At 56.7% G+C, this 17,793-nt stretch carries 15 protein-coding genes; 2 read left to right on the plus strand and 13 right to left on the minus strand.

Going from position 1 to position 17,793, the window contains the following annotated elements; all coding sequences use genetic code 11:
* Positions 1-343: 343 nt before the first annotated feature.
* Genes SD70_RS07625 through SD70_RS07635 form a run of 3 tightly spaced genes read right to left on the minus strand, consistent with a single transcriptional unit; the run spans position 344 to position 3,460 of the window.
* The gene (locus SD70_RS07625) at positions 344-1,183 is read right to left on the minus strand and encodes a carbohydrate ABC transporter permease (protein WP_041047024.1); all 840 of its coding nucleotides are present in this window, start codon (positions 1,181-1,183) and stop codon (positions 344-346) included.
* 14 nt (positions 1,184-1,197) lie between these two features.
* Positions 1,198-2,082: a carbohydrate ABC transporter permease gene (locus SD70_RS07630; protein ID WP_041047025.1), complete on the minus strand. Its 885-nt coding sequence runs from the start codon at positions 2,080-2,082 to the stop codon at positions 1,198-1,200.
* 22 nt (positions 2,083-2,104) lie between these two features.
* The gene (locus SD70_RS07635) at positions 2,105-3,460 is read right to left on the minus strand and encodes an ABC transporter substrate-binding protein (RefSeq protein WP_041047026.1); all 1,356 of its coding nucleotides are present in this window, start codon (positions 3,458-3,460) and stop codon (positions 2,105-2,107) included.
* A 265-nt stretch (positions 3,461-3,725) separates the two neighbouring features.
* On the opposite strand from SD70_RS07635, the gene SD70_RS07640 reads away from it, so the two are divergent.
* Positions 3,726-5,372 carry a hypothetical protein gene (locus SD70_RS07640; RefSeq protein WP_156157927.1) on the plus strand — a complete coding sequence of 549 codons (1,647 nt, stop codon included), beginning with the start codon at positions 3,726-3,728 and terminating at the stop codon, positions 5,370-5,372.
* Positions 5,373-5,441: 69 nt separating this feature from the next.
* Here SD70_RS07640 and SD70_RS07645 read toward each other — a convergent pair whose 3' ends face one another.
* Together SD70_RS07645 and SD70_RS07650 are read right to left on the minus strand one after the other, a co-directional pair.
* The gene (locus tag SD70_RS07645) at positions 5,442-6,416 is read right to left on the minus strand and encodes a formylglycine-generating enzyme family protein (protein ID WP_041047028.1); all 975 of its coding nucleotides are present in this window, start codon (positions 6,414-6,416) and stop codon (positions 5,442-5,444) included.
* 124 nt (positions 6,417-6,540) lie between these two features.
* Positions 6,541-8,004, minus strand: coding sequence for a sulfatase family protein (locus tag SD70_RS07650; RefSeq protein WP_041047029.1), 1,464 nt, complete (start codon positions 8,002-8,004; stop codon positions 6,541-6,543).
* Positions 8,005-8,381: 377 nt separating this feature from the next.
* Here SD70_RS07650 and SD70_RS07655 point away from each other — a divergent pair, with 377 nt between their 5' ends.
* On the plus strand, positions 8,382-9,173 hold the full coding sequence (locus SD70_RS07655) for an AraC family transcriptional regulator (protein WP_041047031.1): 792 nt from the start codon (positions 8,382-8,384) through the stop codon (positions 9,171-9,173).
* Here the strand turns inward: SD70_RS07655 and SD70_RS37715 are convergent.
* The 8 genes from SD70_RS37715 to SD70_RS07690 all read right to left on the minus strand — a co-directional run bounded on the left by SD70_RS37715 (position 9,170) and on the right by SD70_RS07690 (position 17,737).
* The gene (locus tag SD70_RS37715; protein WP_231571098.1) at positions 9,170-9,442 is read right to left on the minus strand and encodes a hypothetical protein; all 273 of its coding nucleotides are present in this window, start codon (positions 9,440-9,442) and stop codon (positions 9,170-9,172) included. The genes SD70_RS07655 and SD70_RS37715 overlap by 4 nt on opposite strands.
* On the minus strand, positions 9,367-10,647 hold the full coding sequence (locus SD70_RS07660) for a sulfatase (protein ID WP_231571099.1): 1,281 nt from the start codon (positions 10,645-10,647) through the stop codon (positions 9,367-9,369). Before SD70_RS07660 ends, SD70_RS37715 begins: the two co-directional genes overlap by 76 nt.
* The gene (locus SD70_RS07665) at positions 10,644-11,960 is read right to left on the minus strand and encodes a sulfatase-like hydrolase/transferase (RefSeq protein ID WP_041047032.1); all 1,317 of its coding nucleotides are present in this window, start codon (positions 11,958-11,960) and stop codon (positions 10,644-10,646) included. Before SD70_RS07665 ends, SD70_RS07660 begins: the two co-directional genes overlap by 4 nt.
* Positions 11,961-12,026: 66 nt before the next feature.
* The gene (locus SD70_RS07670; RefSeq protein ID WP_041047033.1) at positions 12,027-12,980 is read right to left on the minus strand and encodes an ABC transporter ATP-binding protein; all 954 of its coding nucleotides are present in this window, start codon (positions 12,978-12,980) and stop codon (positions 12,027-12,029) included.
* Positions 12,952-13,947, minus strand: a complete 996-nt coding sequence (locus SD70_RS07675; protein ID WP_041047034.1) for an ABC transporter ATP-binding protein — start codon at positions 13,945-13,947, stop codon at positions 12,952-12,954. The genes SD70_RS07670 and SD70_RS07675 overlap by 29 nt, the downstream gene beginning before the upstream one ends.
* Before the next feature lie 24 nt (positions 13,948-13,971).
* Positions 13,972-14,835, minus strand: coding sequence for an ABC transporter permease (locus SD70_RS07680; RefSeq protein ID WP_052487153.1), 864 nt, complete (start codon positions 14,833-14,835; stop codon positions 13,972-13,974).
* 14 nt (positions 14,836-14,849) lie between these two features.
* Positions 14,850-15,836: an ABC transporter permease gene (locus SD70_RS07685; RefSeq protein WP_041047035.1), complete on the minus strand. Its 987-nt coding sequence runs from the start codon at positions 15,834-15,836 to the stop codon at positions 14,850-14,852.
* 203 nt (positions 15,837-16,039) lie between these two features.
* On the minus strand, positions 16,040-17,737 hold the full coding sequence (locus tag SD70_RS07690) for an ABC transporter substrate-binding protein (protein WP_041047036.1): 1,698 nt from the start codon (positions 17,735-17,737) through the stop codon (positions 16,040-16,042).
* Positions 17,738-17,793 lie beyond the last annotated feature (56 nt).

Below are 17,793 nucleotides of genomic sequence, written 5' to 3' on the forward strand. Positions count from 1 at the left end.
CCGTCTATATAAAACCAGGATCCGGCGCCAGCACGATCACTATAAACAGTACTGCTGCAATCCACTTCCTCACTTGACTATCTCCTCCTGTTGTTTTGGATAGTCACATTATGAGAGCGATACATTAACGTCTCCTTAAGAAGGACGCTGTTACTTTCTGGATACTGTACAGCAGTTTGGAAGAGCCGAAGCGGGTTATTCTAACTGTTTCGATGAGAAGAAGCGCGGCAAAGAAACATTCGGCGAGGGTATGGCTGCCGCGGCTAACGATCGCCCAAGCGCTCTCGGCGAACATAAGAAAAAGCACCGTCCTGAGACGATGCTTGTCGCGCGGCACGTTATGTTAAAACTTCACGCCGCCCGCGCTGAGGCCGCTTTTCAAAAACCGCTGCGCCAAGAAGTACAGCATGACCGCCGGAATCGAGGCGACGACGGACGAGCTCATGAGCAGTCCCCAAATAGCCTGATCGGAAATTTTGAAGCTGGCAATGCCGATCGTAACCGTCTGCTGATTCGGGCTTGTCGTCAGGCACAGTGCGTACAAAAATTCGTTCCAGGACATCGTGAACGTAAAGGTCGCGACTACGGCAATGCCCGGAGCCGCGATCGGCACGATGATTTTGTACAGCGTTTGCAGGCTGCTGCAGCCGTCGATGAGCGCCGCTTCCTCGAGCGATTCGGGGATCGCTTTGAAATAACTGATGAGCATATAGCAGCAATAAGGGACGATGAAGGTCGGATATACGATCAGAAGTGCATTTTTATTGTCGTTAAGCCCCAATCGGCTGACCGCCACGTACATAGGGATAAACAGCACCGAGGCCGGAAGCAAATACGAATAAATGATGCTCTTGGCGACGAATTTGCGGCCTTTGAACTTCAAGCGGGTCAAGCTGTAAGAAGCGATGACGCTGATGAAAACACAGACGACCGTACAAATCAGCGCGACGTACAAGCTGTTATACACGTAGCGCATGAACCCGGCCTTGATCAGCTCGCGGTAATGGAGCAGCGTCCAATGGCTCGGCAAAAGCGAAGGTTTAGGCGTATACATGACGTCGTTGGGGGTAAGGGACGATTTCACCATCCAATAGACGGGAAACAGCGTCCATACGGCCGCGATGACGACTATGGCGTAAATCAGCGTGAATTTGCGGATTTTCCAAAGAGTTGTTCGTCTCATGGGCTTCCCCCCTTCTAAGCGTCGGTATTCAATCTCCTGGTCGCTACGATGATCATAACGACCAGAATCGGGATGACGGATCCGGCTACCGCCAGCGATTTCCCCATCGCATTTTGCAAAAAGGCCACTTCATACGTATACACGGATATGACGGCGGAAGCATGGACCGGCCCTCCGCCCGTTACCAGAAAAATATTTTCAAAGTCGTTAAATGTCCAGATGCACGACAACAAGGCGGTGATCGCGATGACCGGCATTACGGACGGAACCGTAATGCCGAAAAACTGCCGCGTCCATCCGGCGCCGTCGATAGTGGCCGCTTCGTACATTTGCCGGTCGATCGTTTGCAAACCGCCCAGCAGGCTGAACATAAAGAACGGAATGCCCCGCCATACGTCCACCAATATACAGGAAACGAGCGCGATATGGATGCCCGAAATCCACGGAATGGGAGTATCGATGAGTCCCCAGCGCATAAACAGCGAATTCAAAATCCCGTACGTGTCGTCATATATCCAGCGCCATGTCATCGCCGTAACCATGCCCGACAGTCCCCAGGGGATGAGAAAAATGCCGCGGAACAAACCGCGAAGGGGAAATTTTTCATTCAGCACGACAGCCAGAATCATGCCGAGAACGAGCTTGACGGCGACGCAGGCGATCATGTAGACGAACGTGTTGCGCAGCACTTTCCAATAATCGGGGTCGGATAAGATCGTGACGTAATTTTTCAACCCGATGAATGCCGGCTCCACTCCGACCGTCTTGTTGGTCAAACTGAGGTACAACGCCTGAACGAACGGGATGCCGATGACGATAAAGATGACAAATGCAACCGGCAGGATCAGCGTATACGCTAGAGCCCTGTCGTATTTCCTTCCCAAAGCTTCCGCACGCACAAAATCACCCCGTCTTGGCCGGTTACTTGCCGTATAATTGCTTCAAATCTTTTTCCAGTTGATCGAGGGACTTTTGCGGATCCATTTTTTCCACGACGATGCGCTGCACCGTTTTGGTCACCAGCTGCATCGATTTCGACTTGGCCCCGAGCGCATCTTCCGGTCCCGGATAGTTGCCGGCGCCGACGACGTTGTTGATTTGATCGAGCCACCCGGCGGACGCATTGTTCGGATCTTTCCAGAACGGATCGTCCTGGGCTCCGTTCAGCACCGGCTGCCACGTTCCTCCGAGCTTCGCCACAAGCTGAGTATAGTGGGGCTTATCGCCCAAGAAAGCCGACACGAATTTCTTCGCGCCGTCCGTCCCTTTGCCGCCGGCAAGCACGGCGAACGCATTGCCGCTGCCGAGAACGACTCTGCCTTTCGGACCGGCCAATTTCGGAATGAGCAGCGTGTTTTTGGCCAGCTCCGGCTTATCTTTCTGCGCCGCCGAATAAATGCTTCCGGAGTTGAGGACGAACCCGACGGTTCCGGCCAAATACGCATTATTGTTGCCCGTATCGTCCCAGGTCGTGGAAGATGCAGGCGTTAAACCTTGCTGCCAAAATTGCGCCGCAAATTTAAGCGCTGCCAAAACTTCCGGCGAGTTCACGGTGATGTTGTTGTCCTTGTCGACGATCGAGCCGCCGAAGCTCAGGATCAGGTCGCGCAGCATGCCTTCCGCGTCGCCGCCGCCGGAAGCCCCGAGAGGAAATCCCACGGCGTAAAAACCGTTCTTCGGATCGTTCACGACTTTCGCTTGCTGGTAAAGTTCGTCCCACGTTTTCGGAACCGGCAAGTTGTGCTTATCCCACACGTCTTTGCGCAAATAGGCGCCGCCCATCAGGAACGCCTCCGGCGCCAGGAAATACTTGCCGCCCGTGACCGTATAGTTTTTGGCGCCAGGCACCAAATCCGCGCCGTTCACGACATCGTCAAGCGGAACAAGCGCATTCATGGCGATAAACTGCTTGAGCAGAAAGTCGTCGCCGACGATAAGATCCGGCGGGTTTTTGGCTTCGATAGCAGCCAGCAGCTTCGTTTTCAAGTCGTTGGGGGAGACAATGACGTAGGTTACGTCCACATTGTTGCTTTGGCCCCATTTTTCGACATACGCCTTCATGTCGTCGTTATACGCTGCGACATATTCGGCTTTGTCCCAGAACACAAACTTGCCCTTTTCCTTCGGCGTCTCCGCTTTTGGCTGCTGGCCGGCAGCGCCGGCTGCCGCCGGTTTGCCCTGACTGTCCCCGCCCGAACTTGCGCCGCCGGAAGCACATCCTGCAGCGATGAAACTGACCATAGCGGCAATCGCGATTGCTGAAAAAGCCTTTCTCATCGTATCACCTCACCGATTATCGTGTTTATAACCTCCGGAGCCCGTTCTAGCAGTCATAAAGTAATGTAGCACCGGACCAAAAGTTTCCGACAGGGGATAAATTATGTATTTTGTTTGATTTTTTTCGATGTTTGCCTATATGCGAAGAACGGAAAAACCGGGATTGCCGAACGTGCGGCAATTCCGGTTTTCGCTTTACTTCCGAAGCAGGGTGTAATAAATTCACTATATGAAATGAACCCATGTCGGGAGGATGAGCACAGCAATGTCCAGTTTCGAGCAGCGGAGGAAAGAGATCGTGCGGCATATGGCGCTGCGCGCGGTTCAGTTGCCGCTCAATGAATACGAAATATGGTTTGACCGCGACATTCGGGATAACTACTACTACGCTTCTTATTTGCTAGCGTTCGCCGTCGATAACGGCTTTTCGAGCGAGTCCGAGCGCGAAGCGGCTTTGCGCAAAGCGGAGGCCGTCTTGCTGGCCGTGCTGAAAGTGCAGGATCGAGATCCGGCAAGCGGCACGTACGGCCATTTTCCGCTGCAGCTCCGCCCGTCCCCGCAAGAGGCGCGCCCTCATCCGCTGCCTGCCGAGCTGATGGGCAGCTTGATGGCTTACTTTTACCAAACGTACCGTCCCCATCTGAGCGAAGCGCTTCAATCCGCCTTCGAAACGGCTTTATACCATCTGTACCGAAGCCCTTACTACAAAAAGGAGCTGCGCGACTTCAATCATCACGAGGCGAAATATACGGCGGCCAAGCTCATTTTCGGCCATCTCTACGATGACCGCCAGCTGCTGGAGGACGGCCGCCGAAGCTTGCGCCTGACGCTGGAGCGGCTGGAAGCGCGCGGCATGAGCGAATACGGCTGCCTGCCCTGGTTTTGGCATTGGGTGCAAGCTTTTAGCTGCGCGAAACGGCTGGCCGGGCTGCCCGCTGTCCGGGACGATCTGGATCGGATGCTGCAATGGCTCTGGAAGGAAAGGTGCGCGTTTTATTTGAAAGGGGCTTGGGTCGGCGCGCGTTCCCGGAGCTGGCCGCACGATATTCCGCGCGACAGCAACGTCGCCTTCGATTATGTCCAGTTCGGGGACTTCCCGCTGCCGGACGATTTTGCCCGCACGGAATACGCCGGCTTCCTGTTCGACGAAGCTCCCGAGCGCGAACGCCGGGCTGCGGCCAACCGGTCCGTCCCGGCGGAAGTAATGAAGCTTATTGCCAAAAAAGACGAAGCGGGTACCGGCGAAAAGCTGCTTCACAGCTACGCTTATATTACGCCCAGCTACGCCGTAGGGGGAGTTTGGGAACGGTTCGATGAATTCGACAACGAGCAGCATCGTTGGGACGTAGCCTTCCCGGTTACAAACCGGCCTGCGGTCAATCACGCTTACTTCTTTCACCCTGGAAACATGTACTCCGCGGGCGACCTGCGGCACCAGAGCAAGTATATGGAAATCGTTCCGTACCGGAACGCCGTACTCGCTCTTTATCCGATACCGCCCGAACAGGATGACGAAATTGTCGGCGTTTTGCCGCCGGGCGAGTGGATTCAACAGCCGCGGGCGTTATTCGGCCGGGTTGACGGCGTGTACGTGTCCGTTTACCTGATGCAAGATTGCGAGCTCGAGGAGCGTTCGGACCGGATTGCCGTATTCAGCAAAGGGCGGCCTAACGCCGCCGTCGTGGAAGTGATCGGCGCCGGCGAAGGCCGCGAACTGGGAATCGGCGATGATGTGCGGGCATTCGCCGCTCATATGCGAGCGAAGCCGCCGCTGTTTTCGTCCGGAGCGACATTGCAAATCGACTACGTCACCTGTCATGGCGATCGCCTGACGCTGCAGTACCGGCAGCAGGAAGGGCCGCAAGCGCTGCTGAACGGCCGTCCGTTCGATTGGAGCAAGTACGCCCCATGACGCGCGGACGCAAAATGACCGGAGCCAAGGCCAAGTGCCTGTCTCCGGTCATTTTGCGTTTGCGGCCCTCTATTCCTTCTTGCTGTATACGCACCGGAACCCGATGTTGCCGGTCGAGCTGTCTGGCGTGTTGCGGCTGCGGGCCGCTACCCGGTAACGATTGCAATACGACTTGTGGCACAAATACGAACCGCCCCGCAGCACGCGGGCTTGTCCTTCCGGCGGGCCTTGCGGGTTGACGCGCGGGCCGTGCACATGGTAAGTGGCGCTAAACCAGTCCGAGCACCATTCCCACACGTTGCCGGATACGTTGTACAGGCCGAACTCGTTCGGCGGAAACGCGCGGACAGGGGCAGTGCCGGCATACCCGTCGCTCGCATTGTTTTTGTCCGGGAACTTGCCTTGCCATATGTTGCACCGATGCTCGCCGTCCGGCTTCAGCAAATCGCCCCACGGGTACCGCTTCTGCACAAGGCCGCCTCTGGCCGCATATTCCCATTCCGCTTCCGTCGGCAGCCTCTTGCCGGCCCAGGCGCAATATGCTGCCGCATCGTTCCACGAAACGTGCACGACCGGATGGTCCATCCGCTCCTCGATGCCTGTTCCCGGGCCTTCGGGATGTTTCCAGGAGGCGCCTTCCACGTTCCACCACCACGGCGTTTGCTGCACGACTTGCGTCACCTTTGCCGCGTTGTCCGGCGGAACGAACAGATGAAACACAAACGACCAGCCGTACTTCTCCGCCTCGGTCACGTAGCCCGTCGCATCGACGAACTGTTTGAAATCGGCGTTGCTGACCGCGCACGGATCGATATAGAACGGGTCAATCGTAACCGCTCTGACCGGCCCTTCCCCGTCGTCCGGAAACCCTTCCTGATCGTCCGTCCCCATCAGAAATTCGCCGCCCGGCAAAAAAATCATGCCTTCCTCCGGAGCCGCATTCCTCCGCTCTTGCTTATGCCCGCTATCGCTTACTTTCATTTCGAGTTGAACGTTGGACGATCCCCTGCCCGCCGCACAGCAGCTAGGTTTCATATTTTCCATAGGGCAGCACCTTTCCGCTTGTTTTGAAAGCACACTCTCGCTGGGTTTCGACTCTTTGATTATCTCACGAACGGGACCTATTGCCAACAAGCAGGGGAGTGCCGGCGCACTCCCCCCGTTCATTTCACTCTAGCTCCGCCGGATGGCGGCGCTTCAGCTCGGGTACGGCAAACCCTCGCCCCGTTTGCTCCAGCCAGCCGATGTATTGTTTCAAGTGCCCTTTGGCATGATAAGGGCCGCCTTCCTTCATCACCGTCCACAGCGGATCGGTATCGAACGGCATCGTCTCCATCATCGTATCGTGCCATTCGTTCAAGTAATATACCGCTTCCTTGCAAACGTCCCGCTTCGTCTGCGCGAGATTGACCTGTTCATACGGATCGTCCTTAAGATGGAACAGCATTTCCTTGTCGAACAGGTGGTAGCCGTCATGATACGTCCGCACATACAAATAATCGCCGAACCGGACGCTGCGCTGGCAAACGTGGGCGCATTGCGAAACGACCAGGTACTCCCGGCCGCACGCTTCGCCCGAACGCAGCGCCGGCGCATAGCTGACGCCGTCCCATGACGGAGCCGGCGGCTTGCCCAGGAGCTCGGCCATCGTCGGCAGCAGATCGAGGTGATAGTGCAAGCCGTCGTCCACATGGCCCCGCTTCATGCCGGGCCAGCGGATAATCATCGGGATGCGGCAAGTGGCCTGGTCGGCTGTGCCGTGCTCTCCGTAAATGCCGAGCTCGCCCATGTTCTCGCCGTGGTCGGCGGTAATGATCACGATCAGGTCGTCCATGACGCCTTGCTGCTCCAGCTCGCCAAACAGCATGCCGATATGTTCGTCCATGTAGCGGATGCCGCTATCATAGCCGTCGATCACCCGGCGCAGCCCTTCACGGTCAGTAAAATCGCCGGGATGGCGCGGGTATTGCGGACTCGTCTTATTGTCGTACATGTTGATTTCGCGGGCACTGTGCGGCCCGACTTTGCGCGTCGTATGCTCCTCGAGCACTTCGCCCGTAATCCATTCCGGCAGCGGGTCGTCCGCGAACGGATTGCCGAACTGCTCCGGCGCCCGGTACGGCGTATGCGGGTCCCAGTAGTTGACGTACAGGAACCAGTCGTCTTGCTTGGCGTTTTGCCGAATCCAGTCCAGTACGACCGGAGTAACTTCCTCCGCCGATTCGATGCCGCCCCGGCCGGTATTGTGAATTTCGTTGAAGCCGGCGTAGAACGTCCAAGCCGAATGGCGCTCGCCGAAAGGGCTGACCAGGGCCGTTTTCATGCCTGCCGAGCGAAACAGCGCGGGGAAGCATTCGCTCGTCAGGCGGCTGCGGAATTGCCGTTCCGCGCCTTCGTGCCGAACGTCGCCGGCGGTGCCGCCGTGCCCGACGACGCCGTTATGGATGCCGAAACGCCCGGTCATGAGCGCCGTCCGCGAAGGAAAACACGGAGCGTCTGACGTGTAATAGTTCGTAAACGTAACCCCATCCGCAGCGATGCGGTCAATGTTCGGCGACGTATTGCGGCTGTAGCCGTAGCAGCCCAAATGATCGGGTCTTGTCGAGTCTAAATCCAGCAGCAGAATTCTCATGGTCAACGCTCCTTGTATGTATGATTCAAGATCGCCTGCCGGCTTATCCTTTCACGGCGCCGGCGATCCCGTCGACAAAATAACGATGCAGAGGCACGGCCGTCAAAGCGGCAGCAACCTGACAGGCGGGCGAATCGGTTCAAGCGGAAAACCTCCCCCTTTGCATAAAGGGTATACGTCCAGGCAACCTGCAAACGCTATCTTTATCCAAATAGTACCGAACGGAGCAGAGAATAGTCCATGCATATTTCAACGATGATGTGTACGATTTATCGATATATTTTTAATTCAATGTTTAATTTTTCTGCGTTTATTGAAATCATGCATGTATACTGCTACAGTCAAGCTATACGAAAGAAAGGGGATATTCTGCACATATGCTGACGTTGCATTCAGTCCATTTCGACAACTATATCCCTAACTGGCGCAACAATTTGGCAGTCATTAGCCAGAATGTTCTTGCGCTCATCGTCGACGGAAAAATCAAATATACCCTTAACGACCAAACCTTCATCGCAGAGAAGGGAGAACTGCTGTTTATCCCGGCAGGGACGCTCCGGGCCAGCGAAAATGCGGATGGCGAACATCAAAAAATCACCGTCTTGTTCAAACATGACGATGATTCCGCAAAGGAGCTGCCGTTTCTCGGCAAAAACCGGTTCGACAAATGCAAAATCCGCAGCTTCGAGTATATGAAGCGCCGCTTCGAAAGGCTTTATTTGGAAACGGTCGGAGACGTCAAATTTCATCAGTTTGTCGTCTCCGGCATTTTCCACGAGCTGATCGGGATGGCCGCGCGCGAATTCGAGCTGGTGGAAGTGACCCCCATCAAGCTGAAGCTGGCCAACGAGCTGCAAAAATATTTGGTCGCCCATTTCCGCCAGCCGATTCAAATCGAGCAGCTTGCGGCGCTCGTCCATCGCTCGGCCAACTATACGATATCGCTGTTCCGCGAAGTGATGGGAATATCCCCGATCCAGTACGTCCATTTGCTGCGCGTGAAGGAAGCCTGCAACCTGCTGACGAATTCGGACCTTACCGTCACCGAAATTTCCGATTACTTGGGCTACTACGACCATTCCTATTTCTTCCGCATTTTCAAAAAATATATGTTCATGTCGCCGACAGAGTACAGGCTGGCCGGCTCGCAATCGCCGCACCTGCTTTAAACGCCGGCGAGCCCGAGCCGTTCGTACTGTTCCGGCGGCGCGTCGTGCTGCTTCATCAGGCGGACCATATGCCCGATCATCGTTTCCTCTGCCGCCGCATCTTGAATAGGCTGTTCTTGCCGCGGATCGCCCGCCAAATCGTACAGCAACGTCCCGAACCGGTGCGCCGGGATATAGGAAGCCGCCGGAATTTTCAGCGTGCGTACCCCTTTGGTAAAAGCAAAGGGCTCGGCGAGTTCGATCCGCCGCAGCTCTTCGGTGCTGAACATGGACGCCATATGCGTCGGCATGAGCGTGTAATTGAAGAGCGGGCTGTTGTCGGGACGGGCGGCGCCCGCATATAAACGTAAGTGCCGTCGGTGCAGTTCACATGCCCCCCGTGAATCCCGAACAGAACGGCCTCTCTCTTTGGCGCGTTCGGATTGAGCGCTTCGCATAGGGAGATCCCTTGCATATCGGCAGGCACCGGAGCTCCGAAAAAGCCGAGCAGCGTCGGCGCCAAGTCGATCAACTGCGTCAACCGGTTGCAGCGCTCGCCCCTCCTGTCTTCGCGCGGATCCCATACAAATAACGGCGTGCGCGCGATTTCGTTATAGAACGGCATTATGTTTTTGGCCCACCAGTCGTGCTCGCCGAGCAGGAAACCGTGATCGGTCGTGACGATCAGCATCGTATCGCGCCATAGATCGTATTCGTCCATCGCGTCCAGCACTTTGCCGAGATAGGCGTCGCACATGCTGAGCAGGGCGGCATACTCGAATTTGCAGTGCTCCGCTTCTTCTCTCGTTTCCTGCACGCGCCCGTAGCCCGGCCAGTCGAAATGTTTGCCCGTATAGTCGTGCGGATACAAATCTTTATACTTCTGGTGCGAGAAGAACGGCTCGTGCGGATCGAAAGCTTCAATTTGCAGCAGCCAGTTGTCTTCGCCCCGGTTCGTGCGGATAAATTCGATCTCCCGCGCGAAAGTTTTCGCCTGCGGATGCTGCTCCTCCTCCGTCATGTACTTGCGGTTGATCCAATCTTGGCGGAACAGGCGAGCCCGGTACCCCTCGAAGCTGCCGACATGTTCGGGAATGTCCGGAGCGGCGACCTCCCCTTTCCACGGATCGCCTTCCTGGCCGCGCACGAAGTCCCATGTGCTGTATTGGCTATGGTAGGTCGCGCCTCCCGGCTCCCAATAATGGTAATGGTCGCTCACGAGATGCGAATAGACGCCATGCCGCTGAAGAATGGCGGGCATGGAGTCGTCGAACGGCTCGAGCGGCCCCCAGCTCCGGTGCAGGAAATTGTATCTGCCCGTGAGCATGTCGCGCCTTGCCGGCATGCACGGCATGCTCCCCACCCAATTGTTGTCGAACGTCACGCTGCGCTCCGAGAGCCGGCTGAAGTTCGGAGCGTGTATCCAATCAGCGCCCCCATACGGGGGGAGCATATGGCGATTCAGCGAATCGAATAAGATCACAATCGCTTTCACAGGTGCTGCGCCTCCTCTCGAATCGCGGCGTACCAGCGCCGCACGTCCGTTTCTAGCTGCTGTACGATGTCGGGGTATTGACCGGCAAGATTGATCCGCTCGCCCGGATCGTGCTCCAGATCGGAAAGGTGGACCGGATCTGCGGCTGCCCGGCTGAAATCAAGCTTGCCGTTCAGGACGAGCTTCCATTTCCCTTCCCGCACCGCTAGCTGGTCGCCGTATTCCCAGTACAACCGCCTCTCCGGCATAGGAGCGGCGCCCTGCAGCATCGGGCATAAGCTGGCACCATCGCACCCGGCCGCGGCGCCCTCGCCTTCGCCGATGCCGGCAAGCTCGAGCAGAGTCGGATACAGGTCCATCATGGCACATAGCTCGCCGCTCACCCTTCCGCCTTGCAGCCCGGCAGGATAGCTGAGAATTGCCGGTTCCCGGATGCCGCCGTCGAACAGGCTCGCTTTGTGGCCCCGGAACAAGCCCGCGCTGCCGCCGTAATACAGATCCTCCGTTCCGTCCAGCCAGTTGCGCGCTTCGGTGGAAGGCCCGTTGTCGCTGGAAAAAAAGATGACGGTATCCTCATACATCCCTTTGCGTTTGAGCGCCTCCACGATTTCGCCGACGCCGTCGTCGACCGCGGCGATCATCGCCGCCATGATGCGCCGGTCCGGCGGCAAATCAGGGAACCTGTCCACGTACCGTTTCGGGGCATGCATCGGGTAGTGCGGCGCATTGTAGGCCACATACAGGAAAAACGGCTGCTCCTCCCTCGCCTCCTCGATATATTCGACCGATTTCTCCGTGATCAGCTCCGTCATATACCGGCCGTTGTCCCACACCTCGGTTTCGTTGTGCCACAAGTCGTGCACCGGGTTGACGCCGCGCCCCTGCTCCCAGTAAAAAATGTGCGAATAGTAATCGATGCAGCCGGCGCGGAACCCGTAAAACTCCTCGAACCCGTGGGCATTAGGCCCGTATTCGGCCGAAGCGCCCAAATGCCATTTGCCGAACAGGGCCGTCCGGTACCCGTTCGCTTTGAGCGTTTGCGCCAGCGTCGTCTGCCCCAGCGGCAAACCCGCGGTGCCGCGCTTGCCGCCGAGAATGTGGCTGACGCCGGCTCTTGCCGGATAACGCCCGGTGAGCAGCGCTGCCCGCGACGGCGAGCAAACGGGGGAGTTTGAATACCAATTCGTAAAGCGAATGCCTTCGGCCGCCAGACGGTCCAGATGCGGGGTTTTCATCGCCTCCGAGCCGTAGCAGCCCAAATCTCCGTACCCGAGATCGTCGCAATAAAAAATAATGACGTTCGGTCGTTTCATCTTTATTCACCCTCCTTGGAGTTAAGTGGCGCTTAGTCTTCGACGTGTGTCGGCCAGCTTAACTCCTTACGTATACAGATGGCAGCGCACTTGCCGCTCGCCGCCAAGCTTCGTCACGGCTACGCTCTTCGTTCGGCAAGCATCGCCCGCATGCGGACACCGATGATGGAAGGCGCACCCGGTCTTCGGAATTTCCATCCCCTGCGGATCGATGATCTCCATCGTCAGCGAAGCATCCCGCCACGGATCCGGCGATGAGTAGATGAGCAGCTTCGTATACGGATGCAGCGGCTCGCCGATCACTTGCTCCGCCGGACCGTATTCCACCATTTGCCCCGCATACATCACCATAATGCGGTCCGCCATATATTTGGCGCTGCCAAGATTATGGGTAATGAGAATGAGCGCAAGCTGCTCCTGGCTCTTCAAATCGAGCAGCAGATTCATAATGTCGACGCCGATCGATACGTCCAGCATGGAAGTAGGCTCGTCGGCGACGATCACCTTCGGGGCCAGGCCGAGCACTTTGGCGATCATGACGCGCTGCTTTTGTCCGCCCGACAATTGATAAGGATACTTGTCGATAAAATCTTCCGCCGGCGTAAGCCCTACTTTTTGCAGCAGCTCCAGCACCTTGGGCCTCGTATCTCCTTTCCACTGCCGCTGCACGAGAAGCGGCCTGCCGACAATATAGCCGATCGTATGATGCGGGTTTAAAGCGGCGAACGGATCCTGAAAAATCATTTGAACGAACGTAGGCAGCTTTCTTCCTAACCGTTTATCGCGGCGCAAAGACTGTCCGCCGTACATAATGTCTCCCGACGTAGCGGGAATCAAATTCGTCAGCATGCGGGCGATCGTGCTTTTGCCGCTTCCCGATTCGCCGACGATCGCCAGCACTTCGCCTTGTTCCAAACGGAAGCTGACGTCGTGAACCGCCCGGAACTCGTTCTTGCGAAACATCGAGCGGGAGCCGAACACTTTGCCGAGCTCATTCACGTGCAGCAGAGGCTTGCTCAACGGACAGTCCCTCCTCGTTATACAGATGGCATGCGACCTGCCCCCGTTCATCCGCCAAAACGGCGGGCTCCCGTGAGCTGCACTGCGTCATCGCGCGAGCGCAGCGGGGATGAAACCGGCAGCCGCCCGGCGGACGGATAAGATCGGGCGGATGGCCGGGAATGCCCTCCAGTCTCCGCTTCGGACCGTAGAGCGGCGGGAACGAATGAAGCAAACCTTGGGTGTACGGATGTCTCGGCCCGCTCTTCATCTCTTGCCTGGACGCGATCTCCACAAGCCGGCCGGCATACATAATGCCGATCCTGTCGCACATTTCCAGCATGAGCGGCAGATCGTGGGTGATGAACAAAATGGAGAAGCCGAACTGCTCCTGCAGCTCCAATATTTTGCGGATAATTCCGTTCTGGACGACGACATCGAGCGCGGTCGTCGGTTCGTCCATGATAACTAGACTCGGCTTCATCGCCATGGCCATCGCAATGACGACCCGCTGCCTCATCCCTCCGGAAAGCTCGTGCGGGTAGCTGTCGAGCCGGTCCGCAGGCAGATCGACAAGCCGCATAAGCTGTTCCGCCCGCTTCGCCGCTTCTTTCCCGGCGTCCGGCTCGTGCGCAACAATCGCGTCCATGAGCTGGCTGCGAATTTTCAGCACCGGATTCAAATTGTTCATGGCGCTTTGCAGGACGATCGACATTTTGGACCAGCGCAGCTTGTCAAATTGCTCGTCAGGGAGCTCGGTCAGCTCGATGCCGTCCAGGACGACGCTTCCGCCGGCCAGCCGGGCGGGCGGCCGCAGCAACCGGCATATGCCGAATGCCGTAGTGGACTTTCCGCAGCCGGATTCGCCGGCGAGCCCGAATATTTCCCCTTTGCCGATGGAGAAGCTGACGTTGTCCACGGCTTTCACAACACCTCTGGGCGAGGCGTACTCGATACTTAAGTTTTGCACCTGCAGCAGCTTCGACAATGTGCCTCCTCCTTCGTCATGGCGTTAAAGAGCTGCGTTGCCGCGATTCGCCCGGTATTTTTCCAATATGCCGTTGCCGATCAAAATAAACCCGAAGCAAAAGAAAGCGATGGCGAGACCCGGCGGGAGAATCCACCACCACGCGTGAAACAATACGGCGTTGTTGGCGTTGGCCAATGCCAAAATCGTGCCCCAGCTTACATTGGTCGGATCGCCCAGACCGAGAAAGCTGAGGCCCGCTTCCGCAAGCACTGCCTGCGTCGTGACCAGCACGAGATTGGCCAAGATGACAGGCACGATATTGGGCAAAATTTCGCGGAACATAATTTCCGCATCGTTCATCCCGATCGTCCGCGCCGCCTCCACATAGCCGCTCTGCCGCTCGCTCATCGTTTGGCTGCGGATGCTGCGGGCCATATACAGCCAGCTTAAGCAGCCGATGATGAGAATCGTGCTGACGATTCCCATGGAAGGGAGGAACGATGCAAGAATAATCATGAGCGCCAGCGTCGGAATGATCAGGAACAGGTCCACAACCCGCATGAGCGATTCTTCCACCCAGCCGCCCTTGAACCCGGAGACGACGCCGACCGTTACCCCGATGACCGTCGTGATCAGACCGGCGATAATGCCGACCCAGAACGACGTTCTCGTGCCGTAAATCATTTGGCTTAGCACATCCTGGCCGTAGCTGTCCGTCCCGAGCCAATGGCTGAACGAGGGCGGCAGCCACGATTCGAAGCCGATAAAGTTTTTCGGATACGGAGCCAGCAGCGAGCCGAACAGCGCAATGACGGTAAACCATACCAGAATGACGAAGCCGAGCTTCCCTTTTTTGCCCGGAAAGGCGGACCAACATGCCGCCGCTATTCGTATGATCGTTTTCATCTTAGCCTCCCTGGTTAGTTCAGCGCCACCCGCGGATCGATGAGAGGATAGACAAGGTCGGCGATCAAGTTGCAAACAATGACCGAGACCGCGATGAATAAAAATGAGCCTTGGATGAGCGGATAATCGTGGTTCAAAATGGCATTGAAGGTGACGAGACCGACACCCGGATAAGAGAATACGATCTCGGTCGTAATCGCTCCCCCGATCACGTGCCCGAGCGAAGTCATGAAGCCCGTGAACGAAGGCAGCAAAGCGTTGCGGGCGCCGTACGCGTATTTCCTTCTGGCGGCGCTCAGCCCTTTGGCCTTCGCCAGCAGCATGTAATCTTCGGACAGCACCCGCATCAAATTGTTGCGGAGCACGAGAATATGGCCGGCCAGCGTGGCAATGATCAACGTGAACACCGGCAAAAAGGCGTGATACAGCACCGATTTGATCTTGTCGAGCGCGGAAAAGCTGTCGATCCCCGGATCGATCGCTTGCCCGAGGGGGAACCATTCCAAGTAAAACGAGAAAATCATGATAAAGATGATGGCGATCCAGAAAAACGGCACGGAATTAAGGAAAAATGCCGTGAACAACGTGGAGTTGTCGAACAGCGACCCCGCTTTCCAGGCTCCCCGAATGCCGATCAGCCAACCGACCAAATAGCTGAGCAGCGTGGCGGTCAACACCGTGCCGAACGTCCACGGCAAAGCTTTTACCATTACATCGGCGACGGGCGAAGGGTAGTTGGCATACGATACCCCAAGATTGCCGTGCAGCAGCTGGTTCAAGTATTTGGCGTATTGGTACAGCAGGCTGGGGTTATCCAGCCCGAATTGAGCCTTGAGAGCCTTAACTACTTCTTGCGAGCCTAAAGCTTTCTCGGAAGCGAGCGCGCTGGCCGGGTCGCCGCCCATCAGGCGCGGCAGCAAGAAGTTGAGCGTTATCGCCACATACAGCGTGATGAAGGCGAACCCGAGCCTTTTGAGCAAATAAACGGAATTGTACCGCAAGATCGCACCTCCTTGCACGATGATGGTTACTTGAAGCTGCCCAAGAAAGTATGGCTTTGCTGCGGACTCCGGAATGCGGGTCTCCGGCTTCCTTGAACTCGTGTTCAAAGGCTGATGCTTACGAAGCGGGTTTTGCTACGCAAAACTTGCAGCTCCAAGGCCTACATTCCCATCCTCCGCTCCGCCTTTCTCGGGCAGCCTGGTTACTTGCTCTTCACTTGCTTCAAGGAAAGCGCCGACGTCACCGGGAGATCTTCGTTGTAGCCGGTGAATTTGTCCGTGCGGTAAGGTATATGGCCGCCCACGTTATACATGACGGCGAGCGGAGCTTTCTCGGCAATCCGGTTCTGAACCTGCTTATAGAGCTCTTTCCGTTTCGCTGCGTCGGCGGAAGAAGCTTCGTCCAGCCATTTGTCGACGTCCGCATCGCGGAAACGCATGTAATTGAGGCCGGGGGCGGTCGTCCCGTTCGGCGCCGTCATTTTGCTGTGGAAAATTTCCAGCATCGCCTGCGGATCGGGCGGCGTCTGGATGCCGTTCTGCAGCAGCTCGTAATCCCCGGACATGAGAAGCTTCGTCAGCTCCGGCCACGTGACAAGCTTCACCGTCGTTTCGATGCCGATTTCCTTGAGCCAGGACGTGATCATCGCCCCTTCTTTATTTTGCGCCGGGGCGTTGGCGGCCATGTGATACGTGAACGACAGCGGTTTGCCGCCCTTTTCGTAAATGCCCTTGGCATTCTTCTTGTAGCCTGCCGCCTCCAGCAGCTTGATCGATTCGTTCGTGTTGTAGCCGTAGGCCGGATCGTCTATCAGCTTGGATTCGACGGCGTCTCCGAAGACGGACGACAGGAAGCCCGGATTGGCGGGAAATACGCCGTTTGACTCGCCTTTTTCGATAAGCGATTTGCGGTCGAGCGCCAGCTGGATCGCCTTGCGTACCGCCATATCGGACAGTGCCGGCTTCTCGTTGTTTATAATGACCGAGAACGTGTTGAGGCCCGGATATACTTGCAATTTGTTGACCGGATTTTCCAGCAGCTTCGGCACGCTCGGCATCGCCACGGTGCCGGTCGAGCCTTGAACGTCGCCTTTTTCCAACGCCAGAGTGAGCGTGGAGGAGTTGTTGAAGCGGTTGATGAACAGCTGGTCGATATTCGGCGCGCCGAGGAAGTAATCGGCGTTTTTGTCCAAAACGATAGCGCTTTCATTGACGCTTCTAAACTTGAACGGCCCCGTGCCGATCGGCGCTTTATTTAAAAATTCGGCTGCGTTTTCTTTTTCGAATTGCGCTTTCGGAACGATATAGACCGTCGTCAAATAGTACGGCAGCGACGGGAACTGCTTGCTCAGCTTGAACGCAATCGCGTCGCTGCCCTGAGCGGAGACATCGGCCAGACGGCCTTCTCCCCACAATTGATACCGGTCGAGCGCTTTGTTGCTTTTCAGGATATTGAAGGAATACAGCACGTCATCCGCCGTGAACGGCTTGCCGTCATGCCATTTGGCCTTCAAATTCAGTTTGACGGTATACGTTTTGTTGTCATCGGACCATTTGCCTTCGCCGTCCGCCAATCTCGGCACGAGCTGGCCTTTTACCGGATTGAAATAGTACAGCGAATCGAACACATAGTCGAAAAACGTCGACCAGTTGCCGGTAGCGAGGAACGGGTTGAAATTGGTTACCTGCTCCGGATTCACCGTTTCCCCCAAATGGTAGATGACAGGCTCGCCTTTTTTGGCAGGCTCCGCCGGCTTGGCGGGCTCCGCGGCCCCGCCCTTGCTTGCGGGACTTGCCGCTTGATTCGGCGACCCGGCGCTGCTGCAGCCGCTCAATAGCCCTAATGCCAACACAAAAGCGGCTATGGACTTAAGCGGCTTTTTTCTTTTGCCCCAACTCATTGAAACTCCTCCTTTTGTTGATGATGCTGCTGCAGACGCGCCAGACGCGCCGTGCT

The organism is Gordoniibacillus kamchatkensis (assembly GCF_000829455.1).
In the GTDB taxonomy this organism is placed as follows: Bacteria; Bacillota; Bacilli; order Paenibacillales; family NBRC-103111; genus Gordoniibacillus; species Gordoniibacillus kamchatkensis.

Coding starts and splice junctions, on each gene's coding strand:
- SD70_RS37715 (WP_231571098.1), bottom strand. CDS start 9,442: ATGTTCAGCACCGAAGAGCTGCGGCGGATCGAACTCGCCGAGCCCTTT.
- SD70_RS07640 (WP_156157927.1), top strand. CDS start 3,726: ATGTCCAGTTTCGAGCAGCGGAGGAAAGAGATCGTGCGGCATATGGCG.
- SD70_RS07690 (WP_041047036.1), bottom strand. CDS start 17,737: ATGAGTTGGGGCAAAAGAAAAAAGCCGCTTAAGTCCATAGCCGCTTTT.
- SD70_RS07650 (WP_041047029.1), bottom strand. CDS start 8,004: ATGAGAATTCTGCTGCTGGATTTAGACTCGACAAGACCCGATCATTTG.
- SD70_RS07645 (WP_041047028.1), bottom strand. CDS start 6,416: ATGGAAAATATGAAACCTAGCTGCTGTGCGGCGGGCAGGGGATCGTCC.
- SD70_RS07655 (WP_041047031.1), top strand. CDS start 8,382: ATGCTGACGTTGCATTCAGTCCATTTCGACAACTATATCCCTAACTGG.
- SD70_RS07680 (WP_052487153.1), bottom strand. CDS start 14,835: ATGAAAACGATCATACGAATAGCGGCGGCATGTTGGTCCGCCTTTCCG.
- SD70_RS07665 (WP_041047032.1), bottom strand. CDS start 11,960: ATGAAACGACCGAACGTCATTATTTTTTATTGCGACGATCTCGGGTAC.
- SD70_RS07635 (WP_041047026.1), bottom strand. CDS start 3,460: ATGAGAAAGGCTTTTTCAGCAATCGCGATTGCCGCTATGGTCAGTTTC.
- SD70_RS07625 (WP_041047024.1), bottom strand. CDS start 1,183: ATGAGACGAACAACTCTTTGGAAAATCCGCAAATTCACGCTGATTTAC.